The organism is Paraburkholderia sp., assembly GCF_047605525.1.
Classification (GTDB): Bacteria; Pseudomonadota; Gammaproteobacteria; order Burkholderiales; family Burkholderiaceae; genus Paraburkholderia.
Map to the genome: position 1 here is coordinate 167,148 of NZ_JASGFN010000008.1, position 18,136 is coordinate 185,283.

At 63.8% G+C, this 18,136-nt stretch carries 17 protein-coding genes and 1 pseudogene; 5 read left to right on the top strand and 13 right to left on the bottom strand.

Annotated features, from left to right (window positions below):
• Nucleotides 1-32: 32 nt before the first annotated feature.
• From QM685_RS13990 to QM685_RS14015, 6 genes are all read right to left on the bottom strand, one after another.
• On the bottom strand, nucleotides 33-1,484 hold the full coding sequence (locus tag QM685_RS13990) for an aspartate aminotransferase family protein (protein ID WP_415116823.1): 1,452 nt from the start codon (nucleotides 1,482-1,484) through the stop codon (nucleotides 33-35).
• Nucleotides 1,485-1,526: 42 nt separating this feature from the next.
• Entirely contained in the window at nucleotides 1,527-2,861 is a 1,335-nt protein-coding gene (locus tag QM685_RS13995) for a glutamine synthetase family protein (RefSeq protein WP_415116825.1), read from the bottom strand.
• The gene (locus QM685_RS14000) at nucleotides 2,854-3,642 is read right to left on the bottom strand and encodes a gamma-glutamyl-gamma-aminobutyrate hydrolase family protein (protein ID WP_415116827.1); all 789 of its coding nucleotides are present in this window, start codon (nucleotides 3,640-3,642) and stop codon (nucleotides 2,854-2,856) included. Before QM685_RS14000 ends, QM685_RS13995 begins: the two co-directional genes overlap by 8 nt.
• A gap of 285 nt (nucleotides 3,643-3,927) precedes the next feature.
• On the bottom strand, nucleotides 3,928-4,095 hold the full coding sequence (locus tag QM685_RS14005) for a hypothetical protein (RefSeq protein WP_415116829.1): 168 nt from the start codon (nucleotides 4,093-4,095) through the stop codon (nucleotides 3,928-3,930).
• 333 nt (nucleotides 4,096-4,428) lie between these two features.
• Complete coding sequence (locus tag QM685_RS14010) at nucleotides 4,429-5,448, bottom strand: rhodanese-like domain-containing protein (protein ID WP_415116831.1); 1,020 nt, start codon at nucleotides 5,446-5,448, stop codon at nucleotides 4,429-4,431.
• Between the two features lie 246 nt (nucleotides 5,449-5,694).
• On the bottom strand, nucleotides 5,695-6,111 hold the full coding sequence (locus QM685_RS14015) for a cupin domain-containing protein (protein WP_415116833.1): 417 nt from the start codon (nucleotides 6,109-6,111) through the stop codon (nucleotides 5,695-5,697).
• Between the two features lie 163 nt (nucleotides 6,112-6,274).
• On the opposite strand from QM685_RS14015, the gene QM685_RS14020 reads away from it, so the two are divergent.
• Entirely contained in the window at nucleotides 6,275-6,880 is a 606-nt protein-coding gene (locus QM685_RS14020) for a peroxidase-related enzyme (RefSeq protein WP_415116835.1), read from the top strand.
• A 35-nt stretch (nucleotides 6,881-6,915) separates the two neighbouring features.
• Here QM685_RS14020 and QM685_RS14025 read toward each other — a convergent pair whose 3' ends face one another.
• Nucleotides 6,916-8,187: an MFS transporter gene (locus QM685_RS14025; RefSeq protein WP_415116837.1), complete on the bottom strand. Its 1,272-nt coding sequence runs from the start codon at nucleotides 8,185-8,187 to the stop codon at nucleotides 6,916-6,918.
• Between the two features lie 82 nt (nucleotides 8,188-8,269).
• Nucleotides 8,270-9,229, bottom strand: coding sequence for a LysR substrate-binding domain-containing protein (locus tag QM685_RS14030; RefSeq protein ID WP_415116839.1), 960 nt, complete (start codon nucleotides 9,227-9,229; stop codon nucleotides 8,270-8,272).
• Between QM685_RS14030 and QM685_RS14035 the strand changes: the two genes are divergently transcribed.
• Both QM685_RS14035 and QM685_RS14040 read left to right on the top strand, forming a co-directional pair.
• Complete coding sequence (locus tag QM685_RS14035) at nucleotides 9,228-9,518, top strand: hypothetical protein (protein ID WP_415116841.1); 291 nt, start codon at nucleotides 9,228-9,230, stop codon at nucleotides 9,516-9,518. The genes QM685_RS14030 and QM685_RS14035 overlap by 2 nt on opposite strands.
• Entirely contained in the window at nucleotides 9,511-10,224 is a 714-nt protein-coding gene (locus QM685_RS14040; RefSeq protein WP_415116843.1) for a DUF899 family protein, read from the top strand. Before QM685_RS14035 ends, QM685_RS14040 begins: the two co-directional genes overlap by 8 nt.
• 61 nt (nucleotides 10,225-10,285) lie before the next feature.
• Here QM685_RS14040 and QM685_RS14045 read toward each other — a convergent pair whose 3' ends face one another.
• Nucleotides 10,286-12,259 (bottom strand): putative bifunctional diguanylate cyclase/phosphodiesterase, encoded by a 1,974-nt coding sequence (locus tag QM685_RS14045; protein WP_415116845.1) that lies wholly within the window; start codon nucleotides 12,257-12,259, stop codon nucleotides 10,286-10,288.
• 246 nt (nucleotides 12,260-12,505) lie between these two features.
• Nucleotides 12,506-12,889 (bottom strand): hypothetical protein, encoded by a 384-nt coding sequence (locus QM685_RS14050; RefSeq protein ID WP_415116847.1) that lies wholly within the window; start codon nucleotides 12,887-12,889, stop codon nucleotides 12,506-12,508.
• A gap of 346 nt (nucleotides 12,890-13,235) precedes the next feature.
• On the opposite strand from QM685_RS14050, the pseudogene QM685_RS14055 reads away from it, so the two are divergent.
• Nucleotides 13,236-13,517, top strand: a pseudogene (locus QM685_RS14055) (HU family DNA-binding protein); the annotation flags it as partial.
• A gap of 239 nt (nucleotides 13,518-13,756) precedes the next feature.
• On the opposite strand, the gene QM685_RS14060 reads toward QM685_RS14055, so the two are convergent.
• The 3 genes from QM685_RS14060 to QM685_RS14070 all read right to left on the bottom strand — a co-directional run bounded on the left by QM685_RS14060 (nucleotide 13,757) and on the right by QM685_RS14070 (nucleotide 16,645).
• Nucleotides 13,757-14,875: a 3-deoxy-7-phosphoheptulonate synthase gene (locus tag QM685_RS14060; RefSeq protein ID WP_415116848.1), complete on the bottom strand. Its 1,119-nt coding sequence runs from the start codon at nucleotides 14,873-14,875 to the stop codon at nucleotides 13,757-13,759.
• 78 nt (nucleotides 14,876-14,953) lie between these two features.
• On the bottom strand, nucleotides 14,954-15,829 hold the full coding sequence (locus tag QM685_RS14065; RefSeq protein WP_415116850.1) for a DUF72 domain-containing protein: 876 nt from the start codon (nucleotides 15,827-15,829) through the stop codon (nucleotides 14,954-14,956).
• Between the two features lie 39 nt (nucleotides 15,830-15,868).
• A complete protein-coding gene (locus tag QM685_RS14070; RefSeq protein WP_415116852.1) occupies nucleotides 15,869-16,645 on the bottom strand; it encodes a TetR/AcrR family transcriptional regulator in 777 nt (258 codons plus the stop codon).
• A gap of 241 nt (nucleotides 16,646-16,886) precedes the next feature.
• On the opposite strand from QM685_RS14070, the gene QM685_RS14075 reads away from it, so the two are divergent.
• A complete protein-coding gene (locus QM685_RS14075) occupies nucleotides 16,887-18,068 on the top strand; it encodes an isovaleryl-CoA dehydrogenase (RefSeq protein WP_415116854.1) in 1,182 nt (393 codons plus the stop codon).
• Nucleotides 18,069-18,136: the final 68 nt, after the last annotated feature.

The window sequence follows — 18,136 nt, forward strand, 5'->3', positions numbered from 1 at the left end:
CGGTCACTCGTCACGCCGCTCTCGACACCGAGTTACAACCTGCCAAGCTCTCGCGCGGTCGCGTCGATCGCCGCCTTGGCCTTCGACACGATCTCATCGATCTCTGGCCGGCTGATCACGAGCGGCGGTGACAGCAGCATCCGGTCGCCGGTCGCGCGCATGATCAGATTGCCGCGGAAGCAGAAATCGCGGCACAGGGTGCCGACGTCGCCACCATTCGCGAAGCGCTTGCGCGCCCGCGGTTCTTCGGCGAGTTGCAGGCCGGCGACGAGACCCGCCCCACTGATTTCACCGACGATCGGATGATCGGCGAACGTATCGCGCAGCTTCTTCTGAAAGTACGGACCGGTATCCGTTTTGACGCGCTCGACAATCTTCTCGTCGCGCAGCAGCTTCAGATTGGCGATTGCGACGGCCGCCGCCACCGGATGCCCGGAGTAGGTGAGGCCATGATTGAAGTCGCCGTTTTCGATCAGCGCGCGGGCGATGCGATCGTGCAGCCCAACCGCTCCCATCGGCACATAACCGCTCGTCAGTCCCTTCGCGAGCGTGATCAGATCCGGCTCGAAGCCGAAATGCTGATGCGCGAACCATTCGCCGGTCCGGCCGAAGCCGCCGATCACTTCATCCGCGACGAGCAGAACATCGTATTTGCGGCAGATGCGCTGAATCTCGGGCCAATAGCTTGCGCCCGGGAAAATCACGCCGCCCGCTCCCTGGAAAGGCTCACCGATAAACGCGGCGACGTTGTCCGCGCCGAGTTCGAGGATCTTCGCTTCGAGTTGTCGCGCGCGAGCCAGCGCGAATTCTTCCGGCGTCTGATCGCCGGCGGCTTCGCCGAAGAAATACGGTTGATCGATATGCACGATGTTCTCGACTTTCGACGGCATCTGCTCGTGCATATAAGCCATGCCGCCGAGCGTGCCGCCCGCGATCGTCGAACCGTGGTAAGCGTTCTTGCGCGCAATGACGAACTTCTTCCCGGGCTTGCGTTGCGTCGCCCAGTACCGGTGGACGATACGCAGCACCGTGTCGTTGCCTTCCGAGCCGCTATTGCAGTAGAAGAAATGATTGAACGGCTCGGGCGTCAGTTCCGCGAGTAATGCCGATAATTCGATCACCGGCGGATGCGTGGTCTTGAAGAACGTGTTGTAGTACGGCAATTCCCGCATCTGCCGAAACGCGGCGTCGGCCAGTTCCTTGCGGCCGTAACCGACGTTCACGCACCAGAGCCCCGCCATCCCGTCGATGATCCTGTTGCCGTCCGAGTCCCACAGGTAGACGCCCTGTGCCTTGACGATCACGCGGCTGCCGCTGCGATTGAGCGAACCCATATCCGAAAACGGGTGGATGTGATGCGCGGCATCGAGCGCGCGGTATTCGGCGGTGCTGCGCGATACGCGTTGCCATGCCTGCGCGCTCGTGGTTTCACCGGTGGTTTTTTGCGGCGTGCGCACGCACGGGGTTTCTTCGTTGTAGCTCATACTGCCTCCGTTTATTTTGAGGTTCTCACCAGCCGACAGCACTCAGACGTGCAGCAGCAAATGCCGGCGTTCCCACGAACTGATCACACGGAAGAACGCCTCATACTCGGTCTCTTTCAACGCGAGATAGGCTTTGACGAACTTCTCGCCGAGTACTTCGGCAAGCGGTTCGCAAGCGTTCATCAACGTGAGGCCGTCTTCGAGATTGCGCGGCAATTGATAGGGCAGCGCATAACCATCGCTGGCTAGCGGCGCGGTCGCGGCGAGCCGCTGTGTGATGCCCAGATAACCCGCGGCCAGCGTCGCGGCTATCGCCAGATACGGATTGCAATCCACACCCGGAATGCGGTTCTCCACGCGGCGCGCGGCCGGCCCCGAGTGCGGAACCCGGAAGCCCACCGTGCGATTGTCGTAACCCCATGCGACGTTGATCGGCGCGGCCATGAAGCGCGAGAGCCGCCGGTACGAATTGATATACGGCGCGAAGATCGGCATCAGCGCGGGCGTGTACTTCTGCAAGCCGGCGATATAGCTCGTGAACAGCGAGGTCGGCTCGCCATCGGCGGCGGTGAACAGGTTGCGGCCGGTTTCCGCATCGACGAGGCTCTGGTGCATATGCATCGCCGAGCCGGGCTCGCCTTCCATCGGTTTCGCCATGAACGTCGCGTACATTTTGTGGCGCAGCGCCGCCTCGCGCACCGTGCGTTTGAACAGAAACACACTGTCCGCGAGTTTCAGCGGATCGCCATGCATGAAGTTGATCTCCATCTGCGCGGCGCCGACTTCGTGAATCAGCGTGTCGACTTCGAGTTCCTGCACGTCGCAGTACTCGTAGATGTCCTCGAAGAGCGGATCGAATTCGTTGACCGCCTCGATCGAATATGCCTGGCGGCCGGTTTCCGCGCGGCCCGTGCGGCCGATCGGCGGTTGCAGCGGCAGGTCGGGGTCGCGGTTCATGTCGACCAGATAGAACTCGAGTTCCGGCGCGATGATCGGCTTCCAGCCGCGCGCCTTGTAGAGATCGAGCACGCGGCGCAGCACGCAGCGCGGCGAGATTTCGACCGGCGTGCCGTCGAAATGAACGCAATCGTGAATCACCTGCGCGGTCGGATCGACCGCCCACGGGATCATCCGGATCGTGCTCGCGTCGGGCACGCACACCATGTCGGGATCGGTCACGCCGGTGAACGAACCGCTTTCCGGATAGTCGCCGGTGACGGTCTGGATCATCACTGCCTGCGGCAGACGCATCGATTCGCCGGATTCGAACTTGCTGCGCGGAATGATCTTGCCGCGCGCGATGCCGGCCATGTCCGGAATGATTGCTTCGATTTCGGTGACGTGGTGCTTTTTCAGAAATTCGTCGATGTCATGCATGATTGTTCTCTCTGTTCTGATGCGCGAATGGTTCACGCATGCGCCGGCGGCACGCATCGCCGAATGCACGGAATATCGCGCTCGATAACGCGTCTTCGGCATGCTGCCATTCCGGGTGCCATTGCACACCGAGCGCGAACGCACGTGCGTCGCTTACGCTGATTGCTTCGATCAAACCGTCCGGCGCGACGGCTTCGACCGAGAGCCGTGCGCCTGGCCGTTCGATGCCCTGGCCATGCAGCGAATTCACGCGTGCTTCGGTTGCGCCGCCCGCGATGCGCTGCAACAGACCGCCTGTGGTCAGCGCGATCGCGTGCGATGCGGCGTATTGCGTGTCTAACGGGTCCGTGTCGTTTTCGCGGTGGTCGTTCAATCCCGCCACCGCATGGACGCGCTGATGCAGGCTGCCGCCGAACGCCACGTTCATTTCCTGCAAGCCGCGGCAGATCGCCAGCACGGGTATGTCCGCTTCGATCGCCGCGCGCAGCAGCGGCAATGCAGTCGCATCGCGTGCGGGGTCGTGCAAAGTACCCGGCGCACTGGGCGCACCGCCATAACGTTGCGGCTCGACGTTCGAATGGCTGCCGGTGAACAGCAGGCCGTCGACGGTAGCCAGCACGTCATCGACGCACTGACGTTCGCCGAATGCCGGCAGCAACATCGCAAGAGCCCGCGCGCCGTCGACGATCGCGGCGATGTATTTTTCGCCGACCGCATGCACCGGATGAAGACCGATCATTGTTCTATCGGCGCTGATTCCCACGAGTGGTTTGTCTCGCATAACGGATAGAGATGTAGCGAATAGACGTGTTGAGTCCACGCCGGACATTGAATGAACGGCGTTGAATACGGCGCGAGTTGTCAAAGGCAGACGGCTGGCGAAATCAGCGCAAAAACGCGCCGCGCGTATCAGGCGAAAAGGCGGTTCGATTCAATGCGCCGGCCGGCTCATGCCGCGCAAAACGCATAGGCACTGGCCGGCATCGCGCAGGCGCAAGCAAACAGCTCGCAAAGCATGCGCGCGCCGGGCAAACGGACGAATCGAACGGCGAAAAGAAGAGAGGCGCTACGGCAGCAGCGAAGCGGCGTCGTCTTTGCGCACTGCGATGAATGTGCGGGAGATAGCGTTGCGACGCCGAACAGAACGGCGCGACGGGGCTGTGAAGACGGACAGAAAGCGGCGGAACGCAAGGCTGCCGTTGTTGCCGTCGGCGATGGCGCGGTCAGCGCGCATACGACTCGCGTGACTGCGGTTCCAGCTCACCAAGGGGCCTCGGACTCTCACGATGACACTCGACTGGTGTTGTTGAGGGTATTGCGCGGCCTGTTTCAGATCCACGGTGGACATTGAAGAAACAGGACACGAGGCGACTGTCATTAGCCCGCGCGAATTCGCTTCGCGGTACCGCAAAACGCATGACAGTACTCGATACAGTACCTGTTTCATTGTTTTATCGGCACAGCCATGACGAACGCCCAATAACAAGCATATACGAGCCATTCATGCCGTCAATTTATTTTTATATTTCGACCGCCGGTATCGAGCGTGCTCTACATCGCTCGAACATTACTCGGCCAGACGCGCACGCACCGTGTATTCGCCTTCGTTGCCCTTGTCTTCGAGCATATGCGCCATCGCCGTATTGAAGTCGGGCGGCAGCGGCTCGACCGGATAGCCGCGTTTTTCCCATGCGTCGAGGCCGCCCTTCAGTGCACGCACATGATGAATGTTCTTGCGGTGCAACTGTTTGACGATACGCTTGGCGGTCGCTTCGTTGGGACACACGCAATAGACGACGATCGGCCGCTTCAGATACTCCGGATGAATCGGATCGGGCGACTCGAGATCGAGCGGCCGCGCGCCGGCAATGCGGTGCGATTCCTTTTTGCGTACGGCGTCCGGACGCGCGTCGAGGATCAGCGGCGGCTCGTTCGACTTCATCATTTCATCGAGCTGCTCGGGAGAAATGCGCGCATGCGCGAGCCAGCGGTGAAACTGCACGCGGCGCAGCCAGCGATAAAGCAGTACCGCCGCGAAGATCACCGCGAACGTATCGACGATCGTGCCACCGTGCTGCCGCACGAACAGCATCAGGTGCACGATCTGATCGTGCAACGCGCCGCCGCCGATTATCCAGACGCTGGCCCATAGCGTTGCGCCGACCAGATCCCACCACAGGAACACGCCGATACCAATTGCAGTCGTGCCGAGCAGCGGCGCGGAAATCAGCCCGAGGCCGGGCAGGAACTTCGCGACCGTGAGAATTGGCGCGCCGTGGCGTTCATACGTATTGCGCGCGACGCGCACGGTCGTGTCCAGCGACAGTGAGAAGCGCACGAGGTAATTCAGCAGACGGCGGCCGTACGTGCGTCCGGTGAAAAACCACAGCGAATCGGCGAGCAGCGTGGCGCCGACCGCCGCACTTATCACGCCGGCGTACGAGGTTTGTCCCATCGCGGCCATGGTGCCGCCGAGAATCAGCATCGGCGCGGCCGGAATCGGCATGCCGAGCTGCGTGACGAGCACGCTCGCGAAGACGGCCCACACACCGAGAGAGGGTGGAATAGCAACCGGGAAATGCCACACAACCGCGCTCCTGAGAAGGCAGGGAAAGAGAGGAAATCGTCCGCGCCGGGTCGAGGCCTCGCCCGGGCGACGCGAGCGGGCCGCCGGGGCATGGCGCTCGCATCGGTGCGAAAGACGGATTTAAGCACAGGTAAAGCGCGGGCGTTGTGAAAAGCACGCGAGCCGGTTCGGATGCGAAGCGGAAGAAGGTGAATCAGCGAGGGCGCCGCGGCGTGCGTTGCGCAGCTCAACCCGGAGCCCGGCGACTCACGCGTCCTCCGACGGATCGTACGGCACCACGCGTTCATGTTCGTCCGCATGGTTGCGTGCGACGATCGCGCGCGCGGCGACGGTATCGTCGAGATTGAACGGCTGGTGCGGCACGCCCGGCGGAATGAACAGGAAGTCACCCGGCTCGGTGATGATCGATTCGCGCAGGCCTGGCCCGTAGCGCGTTTCGATCCTGCCTTCGAGCTGATAGATCGCGGTTTCGTAATCGGCGTGCAAGTGCGGCTCGGCATGGCCGCCCGGCGGCACGACGACCATGTACATCGACAGGCCCGTCGCGCCCGCGCTGTTCGCCGAAATGCCGACAAAGTAAGGCAGCCGCTGGGCGGTCGCCATTTCCCGCTCGGGGCGCACCTTGACGACCGGTGCTCGCGCGTCGCGCATAACGTTTGACATGGTCGCTCCTGGGCTGGTCGCCGCGCCGCGCGGCTTCACGCATGCCGAACTGAAAGTCTAGACGATACCGGCGGCGATATCGGACGTGATGGAGCGTGGATGGCAGGCGAGCGGCATTGCTAGAATGGTCTTCATGTACATACCGACATCACGGAGACAGCGTATGACGACCCTTCAGCCCATCAGCCGCTACCCGGTGCCCGAGCCGGGCGAGTGGCCCGAAGATATCCGCGCCCGCATCCTCGAAGTGCAGGAGAAAGCGGGTTTCGTGCCGAACGTGTTTCTGACGCTCGCGCATCGGCCCGACGAATTCCGCGCGTTTTTCGCTTACCACGACGCATTGATGCTGAAAGAAGGCGGCCTGACGAAAGGCGAGCGCGAAATGATTGTGGTCGCGACGAGCGCGGTGAACGATTGTCTGTATTGCGTGGTCGCGCACGGCGCGATTCTGCGCATCTACGAAAAGGCGCCGCTGCTGGCGGATCAGGTCGCGGTCAACCATCACAAGGCCGATATCACCGATCGTCAGAAGGCGATGCTCGATTTCGCGCTGAAGGTGTGCCGCGCATCCGGCACGGTCGGCGAGGACGATTTCCAGACGCTGCGCGGCCACGGCTTCACCGACGAAGACATCTGGGACATTGCGGCGATCACCGCGTTTTTCGGCCTGTCGAACCGGATGGCCAACGTGATCTCGATGCGTCCGAACGACGAGTTCTACCTGATGGGCCGTGTGCCGAAAGCGGCCACGGATGCGCCGAAAAAGTAGCGTCGGCTGAATTCGAGCCCCGTTCGGGAAACGCATCAGACCCGCGCCGGTTCGGCGCGCGGCGTGTTCGCGCCGAGCGCCGTATCGTCGATCGGAAAATGCAGCATCGCGGCAATCAGACCGGCGACGACCGTTGCGTCCCACAGCAGCGCATACGAGCCGGTCAGATCGAACACGAGGCCGCCGAGCCACGCGCCGAGAAAAGAACCGATCTGATGGCTCAGAAAGCACACGCCGAACAGGCTGCCGAGATGGCGCGTGCCGAACACTTTCGCGACGAGCCCGCTCGTCAGCGGCACGGTGCCGAGCCACGTGAGTCCCATCAGCGCCGCGAAAATCACGACGGATGCCGCGCTTTTCGGCAGCAGGAAAAACACGCCGATCGTCACGCTGCGAATCAGATAAAGCCAGCCGAGCACATGGTGTTGCCGGAACCGGCCGCCCAGCCAGCCGCACGCCCAACTGCCCGCCATGTTGAACAGACCGATCAGCGCGAGCGCGGTCGCGCCGAGCCCGACCGGCATATGGCAGAGCGTCAGATATTCGGGCAGATGCGTGGCGATGAACGCGAGCTGGAAACCGCAGGTGAAAAAGCCGAGCGTCAGCAGCCGGTAGCCGCGATGACGCGTGGCCTGCGCCAGCACCTCGCGCAGCGGCGCGGCTGTTTCCTGCGTCACGCGCTGAAGCGGACCCACTGCGCGGGCCGGATTGCGGCGGTCGAGCACGATGCCGAGCGGCGCGACCAGCAGCATCACGAACGCGAGCACGACGAGCGACGTCGCGATGCCGCCGTGCAGCCGGATCGCCTGCACGAGCGGCACCATCAGCACCTGTCCCGCGGAGCCGCCGGCACTGACGAGTCCCATCGCGACACTGCGTTTTTCCGGCGATGCGACGCGGCCGACTGCCGGCAAGACCACGCCGAACGTCGTGCAGCTCACGCCGATGCCGACCAGCAGCCCCATGCCGACGATCAGCAGCGCGCCACTCGGTGCGACGGCCGCGAGCCCGAGGCCGGCCGCGAACGTGGTCGCGCCGAACGCGACGACCGGCGCCGAGCCGTAACGGTCCGCGGCGGCGCCCGCGAACGGTTGCGCGAAACCCCACACGAGATTGTGCAGTGCGATCGCGAACGCGATCTGCGTGACCGGTACGCCGCGATCGAACGAGAACGGGCCGATAAAGAGGCCGAAGGTCTGCCGGATGCCCATCGCGGCGCTCAGAATGAGCGCGCCGGCAACGATCACGAGCGTGGTCGTCGCGGGATCGAGGGCGGGGGCGTAGCGTTTGCTGGGGGCGGTCGACATGGCGGTTTCTCCTTGGGCACCATGGTCTCAGTCCGCCGCGTGCGCGGCAAAAGAAAAGTTTTCGACGACAGGTGAGCGTGGCTCACCTGCGTGGTTCAGGTTGATCGCGCTGGCCTTGCTGACCGTCAGTCGGGGCCGGTGTATCGAACCGCACCGCTTCGCCGAGCAGCCAGTGTTTGAAGTCGGCCAGCTCCGGCCGGCGGATCGCGCTTTCCGCGTTCTCGGCGCTGACGAGCCAGTAGGCGGTGCTCGATTCGATCGCACCGGCGCAGGCCTCGACGAGCGCGCCGCTCGCGAGATCGCCGTCGACCAGCGGTTGGCGGCCGAGCGCGACGCCGAGGCCCATGCTGGCCGCTTCGAACGCAAGCTGGATCGTGTCGACGCGCAGGCCGCCGCCAGCGTCGATACCTTCGGTGCCGGTCGCATCGAGCCACGTCTGCCAGTCTTCGCTCGCGTCGTTCACGTGGATCAGCGTCGCGCGTTGCAAGCTGATCGCGCCGCGTTCGTCGCGCAGCGTCCGCAGATAGGCGGGGCTGCACACCGGCACGAAGCGCTCGCCGAACAGACGCGTCCATGCGGTGCCGGCGACGGGCGCACGGCTCATGCGAATCGCGAAATCGAAGCCGTCGACCGGAAAGCCCACCTGCCGATGCGACGTGTCCATGCTGACGTTGACGTTCGGCCAGCGCGCGCGAAAACCGGCGAGGCGCGGCAGCAGCCAGCGCGACGCGAAGGTCGGCGCGCAACTGAGCGCAATGGGGCGATCCGCGCGACGGTTCGGCAGACGCTGCGTGCCGATCGCGATCAGCGAAAACGCTTCGGAGACGTACGACAGATAATCGGCGCCGACCGGCGTCAGCGAGATGCCGCGCGGCTCGCGCACGAACAGCTCGACGCCGAGTGCCGCTTCGAGACCGACGATGCCGTGGCTGATCGCGCTCGGCGTGACGTTCAGCTCCGCGGCGGCGAGCTTGAAACTCTGATGCCTGCCGGCCGCTTCGAAAAAGCGAAGCGCGGGCAACGGTGGCAGACGAAGCGGCATGGGCGTTCTCTCGGGCGGTCTTTGCGCGGGCGGCGCGCGTGCCGCGTTGTGTCGTGTGGCGCAAGCATACCTTGCGGCGGCGCTCGCCGGGCACGCCACGCGGGCCAGGCAAATCGTGCGCAAACCACACGGCAAACCGCGGCAAAAAATTTCGCGACGACTGTCGATTCACCGCGACGCCGTTCGTCGTCGCTACAGGGAGGCTGCAAAGTGCAAAGCAGGCACGCGGCCGCTCGCCTTCCGTCTGTTTTTTCGCACGATTTCTCACGAGGAGAGAGCTGATGACTGACGCATCCGCATCGACGCAGCCACTCAAACCGGCGCGTCAACTGGCCGACATGCCGCCTCGTTTTCCCGGCGAGAGCGCGGAATACCGTCGCGCGCGCAACGCGTTGCTCGCGGCGGAAATCGAACTGCGCCGGCAGATCGAGCGGGTCGCCGAGCAGCGCCGCGCGCTGCCGCCGGGCGGTATCGTGCCCGAGGACTATCGCTTCGAGAGCGAAGCGGGCCCGGTCACGCTATCGCAGATGTTCGGCGCGCACGACACGCTCGTCACCTACAACTGGATGTTCGGTCCGCAACGCGCGCGGCCGTGCCCGATGTGCACGTCGCTGCTGAGCGCATGGGACGGCGAAATGCCCGACATCCTGCAGCGCGTCGCGTTCGCGGTGATCGGCCGCGCGCCGATCGACAGGCTCGTCGCGTTCGGGAAGGAGCGCGGCTGGCGGCATCTGCGGCTCTACTCGTCGGGCGGCAACACGTTCAATCGCGACTACGCGGCTGAAGACCCCGCCGGCGACGACAATCCGGCGTTCAATGTATTCACGCGTTCGGGCGGCGTCGTGCGGCACTTCTGGGCCGAGGAAATGGGACCGTCGACAGCGGACCCCGGCCAGGACCCGCGCGGCGCGCCGGATCTGATGCCGCTGTGGACGATACTCGACGCGACGCCGGGCGGCCGCGGCACCGACTGGTACCCGAAGCTGCAGTACTGAAGTACCGGAACCGAAGTACTGAACGGAAGTATTGAACGGAAGTACTGAAGGCCCGTGGCGGCTACACCTGTGCCTGTTCCGCACGACCCTGCGCCAGCTCGGTCCACAGATAGGCGCCGACCGCGCTCGCGCGCATCGGCAGGCTGAACAGATAGCCCTGCACCGCGCGTGCGCCGAGCGCCTTCACGACCTCGGCCTGCGACGGCGTCTCGAGTCCTTCCACCACGCATTCGAGCCCGAGGTTGCGGCACAGGTCGATCACCGACTTGACGATCTTCTTCGACGCGCTGTTCGTATCGACGTCGGTCACGAAGCCACGGTCGATCTTGATCGCATCGAACGGCAGGCGATGCACGTAGCTGAGGCTCGAATAGCCGGTGCCGAAATCGTCGAGCGAGACGCGGCAGCCGGCCTCCTTGATCATCGTGATCGCGCTGCGCGCCTGTCCGAAATCACGCGTCAATGCCGTCTCCGTGATCTCGAACGTCACGCGATACGGCGCCACCCCGCTCGCCGCGACGATGTCGATCAGCCGGCGGGCACGCGCCGACGTCGAGATATCGACCGCGGACAGATTGAACGACAGATACAGTTCCGACGGCCAGTGCGCGACTTCGGCGAGCGCCTGGCGCAGCAGTACATCGGTGATGCCCAGAATCAGTTCGGTACGCTCCGCGATACGGATGAATTCTTCCGGCCTGACCATGCCGAGTCGCGCGTTATGCCAGCGGCCGAGCGCTTCGAGACCGATCGGGCGACGCGTGAGCAGATCGTAGATCGGCTGGAACTCGAGAAACAGTTCCGTCTCGAGGTTGGCATGACGCAACTCCTGCGTGACGAGGCTCAGACGTCGCATGCGCGTTTCGTGTTCGGCCGAGAAAATCACCGGCCTGCCACGGCGGTTTTCCTTGCCGACATACAGCGCGGCGTCGGCGCGCTCGAACACCTGCGCGACGGTCGATCCCGCGTCGGGAAACGCGGCCCAGCCGATCGTGCCCGACAGATCCGCGACGTTGTCCGCGACCAGATACGGCTGACTGAGCGCGTCGCAGATGCGTTGCCCCAGTTCGACGAGCGCTTCGTTCGACAGCCTGTGACGCACCAGCACGCCGAATTCGTCGCCGCCCAGACGCGCGGACGTCAGGCCCGACTCGCCGAGCGACAGCAGCCGCGTGCCGACTTCCTGCAGCACCAGATCGCCGCTCGCGTGTCCGTAGATATCGTTGACCTGCTTGAAGCCGTCCAGATCGATGAGCCCGACGTTGAAGCCGCCGCCGGTGGCGAGCGTCTGGTCCGCCAGCGCGCGCAGCGACGCGAAAAAACTGCGCCGGTTCGGCAGGCCGGTCAGACTGTCGATGTTCGCGAGCCGGTAGTTGTCGTCGCTCAGACGCTGCGTGTTGTCCTGGCTCGCCTGCAATTCGCGCTGCGCGTGAACGGCGTCCGCGAAGGTCCGGCAATAGAGCTGGATGATGACCGCAAGGGCGACGCCGACGAGCGTCATGTCGATGGCGATCGCAATGAACACCGTGCGCCCGGTGAACACGAGAAACACCGAGAAGCTGACCGTCACGATGCCGAGCAGCAGCAGCGCGGGCACGCGCAGATGGATCATGCAGAACACGCAGCCCACCAGCGTGGTGGCCATATAGAACGCGACCTGCCCTTGTTCGAATGCGGTGCCGTACGGAAACAGCAGCACCGACCAACTGCTGAATGCGACGCCGAAAAGCCCGACGAGCCACGTGATCTTGCGCAATTCGGGCATCGCTTTTTCGTGTGTCAGCACGCGGTGACGGATGCGCCACCAGTGCGCGCAGCGCATCAGGCACAGGATGCCGAGCGCCGCGGGCATATAGACGGACAACCAGAGCGGGGCGCTGTCCACATGCGTAACGGAGACCGCGGCCGTGTTGACCAGCAGAATGAAATAAAGAAGCGGTATCTGACGGCCGAACGCCTGCAACTGCGCGCGCACGAGTTCCGGGTCGCTTTGCGAGACCGATAGCGCATCCTTCAATCCGGCTAGCCCAACCATTCCCGATCCTTTTCGCGTTTGCGTGCCAAGCGCCTCCATTTATAACGGCGTGACGAGGGGTATCTTGAGTGCGCCGATAGGGAGGGTTAACAGGGAGATCGACAGGATGAGGGGAAGGGCCGCCGGTAAGTGCTACCTGATATCAGGCACGGGTCGAATGGAAATCAGTCGTTTATGCCGGATATCCTGCAAAGTCGGCGAAAAAGCCTGCAATCGATACGCGCAATCAAGTGCAATCAAGTGCAATCAAAGCGACGGACAGGACAGCACGCGTTGCGGCGGCATCGCGGTACCCGGATTACCGTTCGGGGCAGGGGTGCCTTGCGGCGCCGACGCCACGAGCCGTACCGCATTGGTGCCCGCATTCGCGAGCACGTACTTTTCCGGGCTATTGGCGGGTTGCCAGTACGCGCGAAACACGTCGCCATCGCTGAAAACGAGCAGCTTGCCGTGGACCGTTTTCGTTCCGCTGACGAAGTCGACCGGTTCGCCGTCGCGTAACTGAAAGCCCTGTGGGGACGCGGAATTCGTCGCGCCGACGAGCGTCGCGCAACTGTCGTCAGCGGCCGTGGCGGCTGCCGCATGGAGCGCGGCGAGCAATGCACATGTTGCAATCCGGCAAATTTTCACTTTTTTATTTCTTGCGAAAGTTAAGTTGCGACGTAGTGTGCAAACGCCGTGCCGGCTCTTCACGAGCCGCGCCGCTATCCTGCAAACGCGCGCGGCGTTCGCACGCGGCGCGCTAAAGCACTGAAATTGCAACGGATTGTGATGCGCGGCCAGCGCGTGCGAAACGCTACGCGCGCATAAGCCCTCGATTCTTATGGCTCTTTGCCGCGCAAAAACGTCAACCAGGCGCTATGCCGGTGATACAAGCCTTACACCAAGGGGTTTGCGCGAAAGTACGCCTATGCGTTAGTGTGTCGGTCCCGGCGCCTCAGAGAGGCGCCGGTTCCATGATTACCATACGGGAAGTGCTATGAACAAACAGGAACTGATTGATGCAGTCGCTGCAGCGACGGGCGAAAGCAAAGCGGCCACCGGCCAGACCATCGACGCGATCGTCGAAGCGGTGACCAAGGCCGTGGTGAGCGGCGATACGGTGCAACTGGTCGGTTTCGGTTCTTTCTCGACCGGCGCGCGCGCGGCACGCGTGGGCCGTAATCCGTCGACCGGCGCGGAAATCCAGATCGCCGCTGCCAAGACGGTGAAATTCACCGCGGGCAAGGCGTTCAAGGAAGCCGTCAACGCGTCGTAATGCAACGCGCTTCACGCCGGAGCATCCGTGTTGCGCTGCGCAGCCTGCTGCGACGCGCGAGAGACGATGCATCGGGTGTGAGGAATCACGCGCTGCGCACCTGGCCTGAGCGCTGGCCCAGGCGGGTTCGGCCGATGGCTGGCGCGGCGCGTGTGTCTGACGCATGTATCTGGCGTTCCCGCGAGGATCGGATCTCGATCGGATCCGCTGCCGCGTTGCGCGGCGGTCATGCAATGCCCTCAGCCTACGCGGCGCTTGCGCGTGGCCTCGGCGAGCGTGGCGAGCACCGGCTCGGTTTGCGGCCAGCTTACGCAGGCATCCGTAATCGATACGCCGTAACGCAACGGCACCCCGGCTTTCAGATCCTGACGGCCTTCTTCCAGATGACTTTCGAGCATCACGCCGATGATGCGGCGCTCGCGCTCCGCCAGTTGCCGCGCGATATCCTGTGCCACTTCGATCTGCCGCAAGTGCGATTTGTTCGAGTTCGCATGCGAGCAGTCGATCATCACCTGTTCACGCAGACCCGCTGAACGCAGCGCCTCGCATGTGGCTTGCACCGACGCGGCGTCGTAGTTCGGTCCTTTCTTGCCGCCGCGCAGAATCACGTGCGCGTCGTTGTTGCCGCGCGTTTCGAAGATCGCGGCCATGCCCATTTTCGTCATCCCCATGAACGCGTGGCTCGCGCGCGCCGCGACGATCGCGTCCGCCGCGATCTGCACGCCGCCGTCGGTGCCGTTCTTGAAGCCGATCGGGCAACTGAGGCCCGATGCGAGCTGTCGATGACTCTGGCTCTCGGTCGTGCGCGCGCCAATTGCACCCCACGCGATCAGATCGGCGATGTATTGCGGGCTCAACAGGTCGAGGAATTCGGTGCCGACGGGCAGCCCCAGACCGTTGATGTCGAGCAGCAGTTGTCGCGCGAGACGCAGCCCTTCGTTGATGCGGAAGCTGCCGTCGAGGCGCGGATCGTTGATGTAGCCTTTCCAGCCGACCGTCGTGCGCGGCTTCTCGAAGTACACGCGCATCACGATCAGCAGATCGTCCTTGTAGTGATCGGCGGCGGCCTTCAGCTTGCGCGCGTATTCGATCGCCTGGTCGTGGTCGTGAATCGAGCAGGGGCCGGTGATCAGCACGAGGCGGTCGTCGCGGCCGTGCAGGATGTCGGCGATTTCCACACGGGTTTTCTCGACCAGCGTCTGCACCGCGGGCGGCACCGGCAGTTCGTCCTGCAGGAGCGCGGGCGAAATCAGCGGGCGGACCGCGCCGATGCGCACGTCGTCGATGCGCGTGGTGTCCTGGGTGGCGTCGGCCGAGCCGACTTCCTGATCGTGCAACGGGTTGTCGAGGGCGCTCAAGATAGGCTCCGGAATCGATTGATGAGGCGGCAGCGCGCGATTATGACACCCGCGCGTGGAAGCGGGCGGCGCCGCGCATCAGAGTTTCCCGATCAGCGCCATCGCGGCGGCCGGATTGCGTTCCTTGAAGCCGCTGATCACGTACAGATAGACGTCGCGCGCGGCGGCTTTTGCGGGCGGCTCGGCGCAGGTTTCCAGATCGCCGGGCGTGGTGCCCGCGGCGAGCTGGCGCGCGCGCTCCGCCCACGCGTCCAGTGCTTTCGCCGAATAGCCGTTGGCTTCCTTCTCGCTCGTGCCCATGATGCGCGCGTATACGAACGGCGCGGTGATATCGGCGATCTGCGGATAGGCGCTGTCGGCCGCGAGCACGACTGCGACCTTGTATTGGCGCGCGAGCGCGATGAATTCGGGCGTCTTGAACGTATCGTGACGGACCTCGATTGCATGCCGCAGCTTCTGTCCTTCGATGCTCGCGGGCAGCAGTTTCAGGAAGGCTTCGAAATCGTCGGGATCGAATTTTTTGGTGGGCGCGAATTGCCAGTTGATCGGGCCGAGCTTCTGCCTGAGCAGCAGCACGCCGCTTGCGAAGAAACGTTCGATCGTTTCGCCCGCTTCGGCGAGCACCTTGCGGTTGGTCGCATAACGCGGCGCTTTCAGCGAGAACACGAAATCGTCGGGCGTTTCCTGGTACCATTTCTCGTAGCTGGACGGTTTCTGCGAACCGTAGAACGTGCCGTTGATTTCGATCGACGTCAGTTGCCGGCTCGCGTATTCGAGTTCGCGGCTTTGCGTGAGGCCGGCGGGATAGAACGGGCCGCGCCACGGCGCGAAGGTCCAGCCGCCGATGCCGATCCGGATGCGTGAGGAGGGGGGAGATTTCGCCGCGGATTTCGCGGTGGCGCCGGCTTTCTCGCTGCGCTTGCTGCTTTCCTTCGCGCTTTTCGCTGCGGGCACTTGGGCTCTCCTTCGGGCTGCGGCGGGGAAGCTCGTAGATTAGCCGCTTTTTGGCCGCCGCGCGGCCTTCGTCGTGGCGGTCGCGCTGCCAGTGCCGGCCGCGCTGGTTGCCTGCTCGAAACGCCGGTTCGCTTCGGCTACTTCCACCCTGAAGCGCTGCAACGCGCTGAGCGCGAGATCCGGCGGCGTCAGCGCGGCCCACAGCACGTCGATCAACTGATCCGCGGTCGCGTCGATATCGATTTGCCGCTTCGTCAGCGTCGCGTCCCACAGCACGTGCTCCATCGGCCCGAACACCATCGAGCGCAACAGACGCAGCGGCATGTCCGCGCGAATCTCGCCGCTTTGCTGGCCTTGCGCGAGCACGCGCATCAACGGCGCGGTGTAGCGGCGCTGCAATTCAGTCAACGCTTCGCTCAACTCGTGATGACGCGCGCGGCCTTCGGACAGTACCAGCGCGCACAGATCGGTGCCGTTCACGAGCATCAGCCGCACATGCATGCGCACGATGAACGCGAACTGCTGGCGCACGCTGCCGTCGCGCGGCAGGCCCGCTTCGATCGCCTCGATGATCTCGTCGTACCAGTCGCCGATCACGCGCGCGCACAGCTCGCGCTTGCCGCGGAAATAGCTGAACACGGTCGCCTCCGAAATGCCGAGGCGTTGCGCGATTTCCGCGGTCGTCGCGCGCTCGTAGCCCTTTTCGGAGAAAACGTCGCGGCCCGCCTGAAGAATTTCCTTCACGCGCTGTTGCGACTTGCGCCCGGCCGGCTCGCGGCGCGATACAGGCAATCCGGTCTTCACGGCAACCGTCATATGAGTCGGATTCAGATTTGTGACGATGATGAGGGCAAAGGGGGAGCCTTTATGCCCAATGAACGCGATCCTAGCACCGAATCCGGTGCTTCGCGCGGTACCCGGCAAATTTCTGAGTAACACTCAAAAATACCTATTGACGCTTACGTCAATCTGGCGTGAAATGCGCGTTGACACGATTCACGATTCGCGCGCTGCTCAGGTTCCCTGCGCGGCCGCCCCGAACTCTGGAGACACCGCAATGCCCACCCTGCCCGGTTTGCAATTCTCGCTCGGCGAAGAAATCGAAATGCTGCGCGACAGCATTGCGTCGTTCGCGGCCAAAGAAATCGCGCCGCGCGCGGCGGAGATCGATCGCACCGATCAGTTTCCGATGGACCTGTGGAAGAAGTTCGGCGATCTCGGCGTACTCGGCATGACCGTCGCCGAGGAATACGGCGGCGCGAACATGGGCTATACCGCGCACATGGTCGCAATGGAAGAAATCTCGCGCGCGTCGGCATCGGTCGGATTGTCGTACGGCGCGCATTCGAACCTGTGCGTGAACCAGATCCATCGCAACGGCACGGAAGAACAGAAACGCAAGTATTTGCCGAAGCTCGTCTCCGGCGAGCACGTCGGCGCGCTCGCGATGAGCGAGCCGAACGCGGGCTCGGACGTGGTCAGCATGAAGCTGCGCGCGGAAAAGAAGGGCGACCGCTACGTGCTGAACGGCACGAAGATGTGGATCACGAACGGCCCGGATTGCGACACGCTGGTGGTCTATGCGAAGACCGATCCCGACGCGCAGTCGCGCGGCATTACCGCGTTCATCGTCGAGAAGGGCATGAAGGGTTTCTCGGTTGCGCAGAAGCTCGACAAGCTCGGCATGCGCGGCTCGCATACCGGCGAGCTGGTGTTCCAGGACGTCGAGGTGCCGGAGGAGAACATTCTCGGGGCATTGAACGGCGGCGTGAAGGTGCTGATGAGCGGCCTCGACTACGAGCGCGCGGTGCTCGCGGGCGGCCCGACCGGCATCATGGTCGCGGTGATGGACGCGGTCGTGCCGTATATCCACGACCGCAAGCAGTTCGGCCAGTCGATCGGCGAATTCCAGTTGATCCAGGGCAAGGTCGCCGATCTTTACACGACGCTGCAGGCGTGCCGCGCGTATCTGTACGCGGTGGGCCGTCAGCTCGACACGCTCGGCGACGGGCACGTGCGCCAGGTGCGCAAGGATTGCGCGGGCGTGATTCTGTACACCGCCGAAAAAGCGACGTGGATGGCCGGCGAGGCGATCCAGATTCTCGGCGGCAACGGCTATATCAACGAGTATCCGGTCGGGCGTCTGTGGCGCGATGCGAAGCTCTATGAAATCGGCGCGGGCACCAGCGAGATCCGCCGCATGCTGATCGGCCGCGAGCTGTTTGCCGAAACGCTGTGACGAAAAGCGCGTGTGCATTGCGCGGTGAGCGCCGCGCTGCGTATCGCGCACGTTGGCTTATAAGAAAG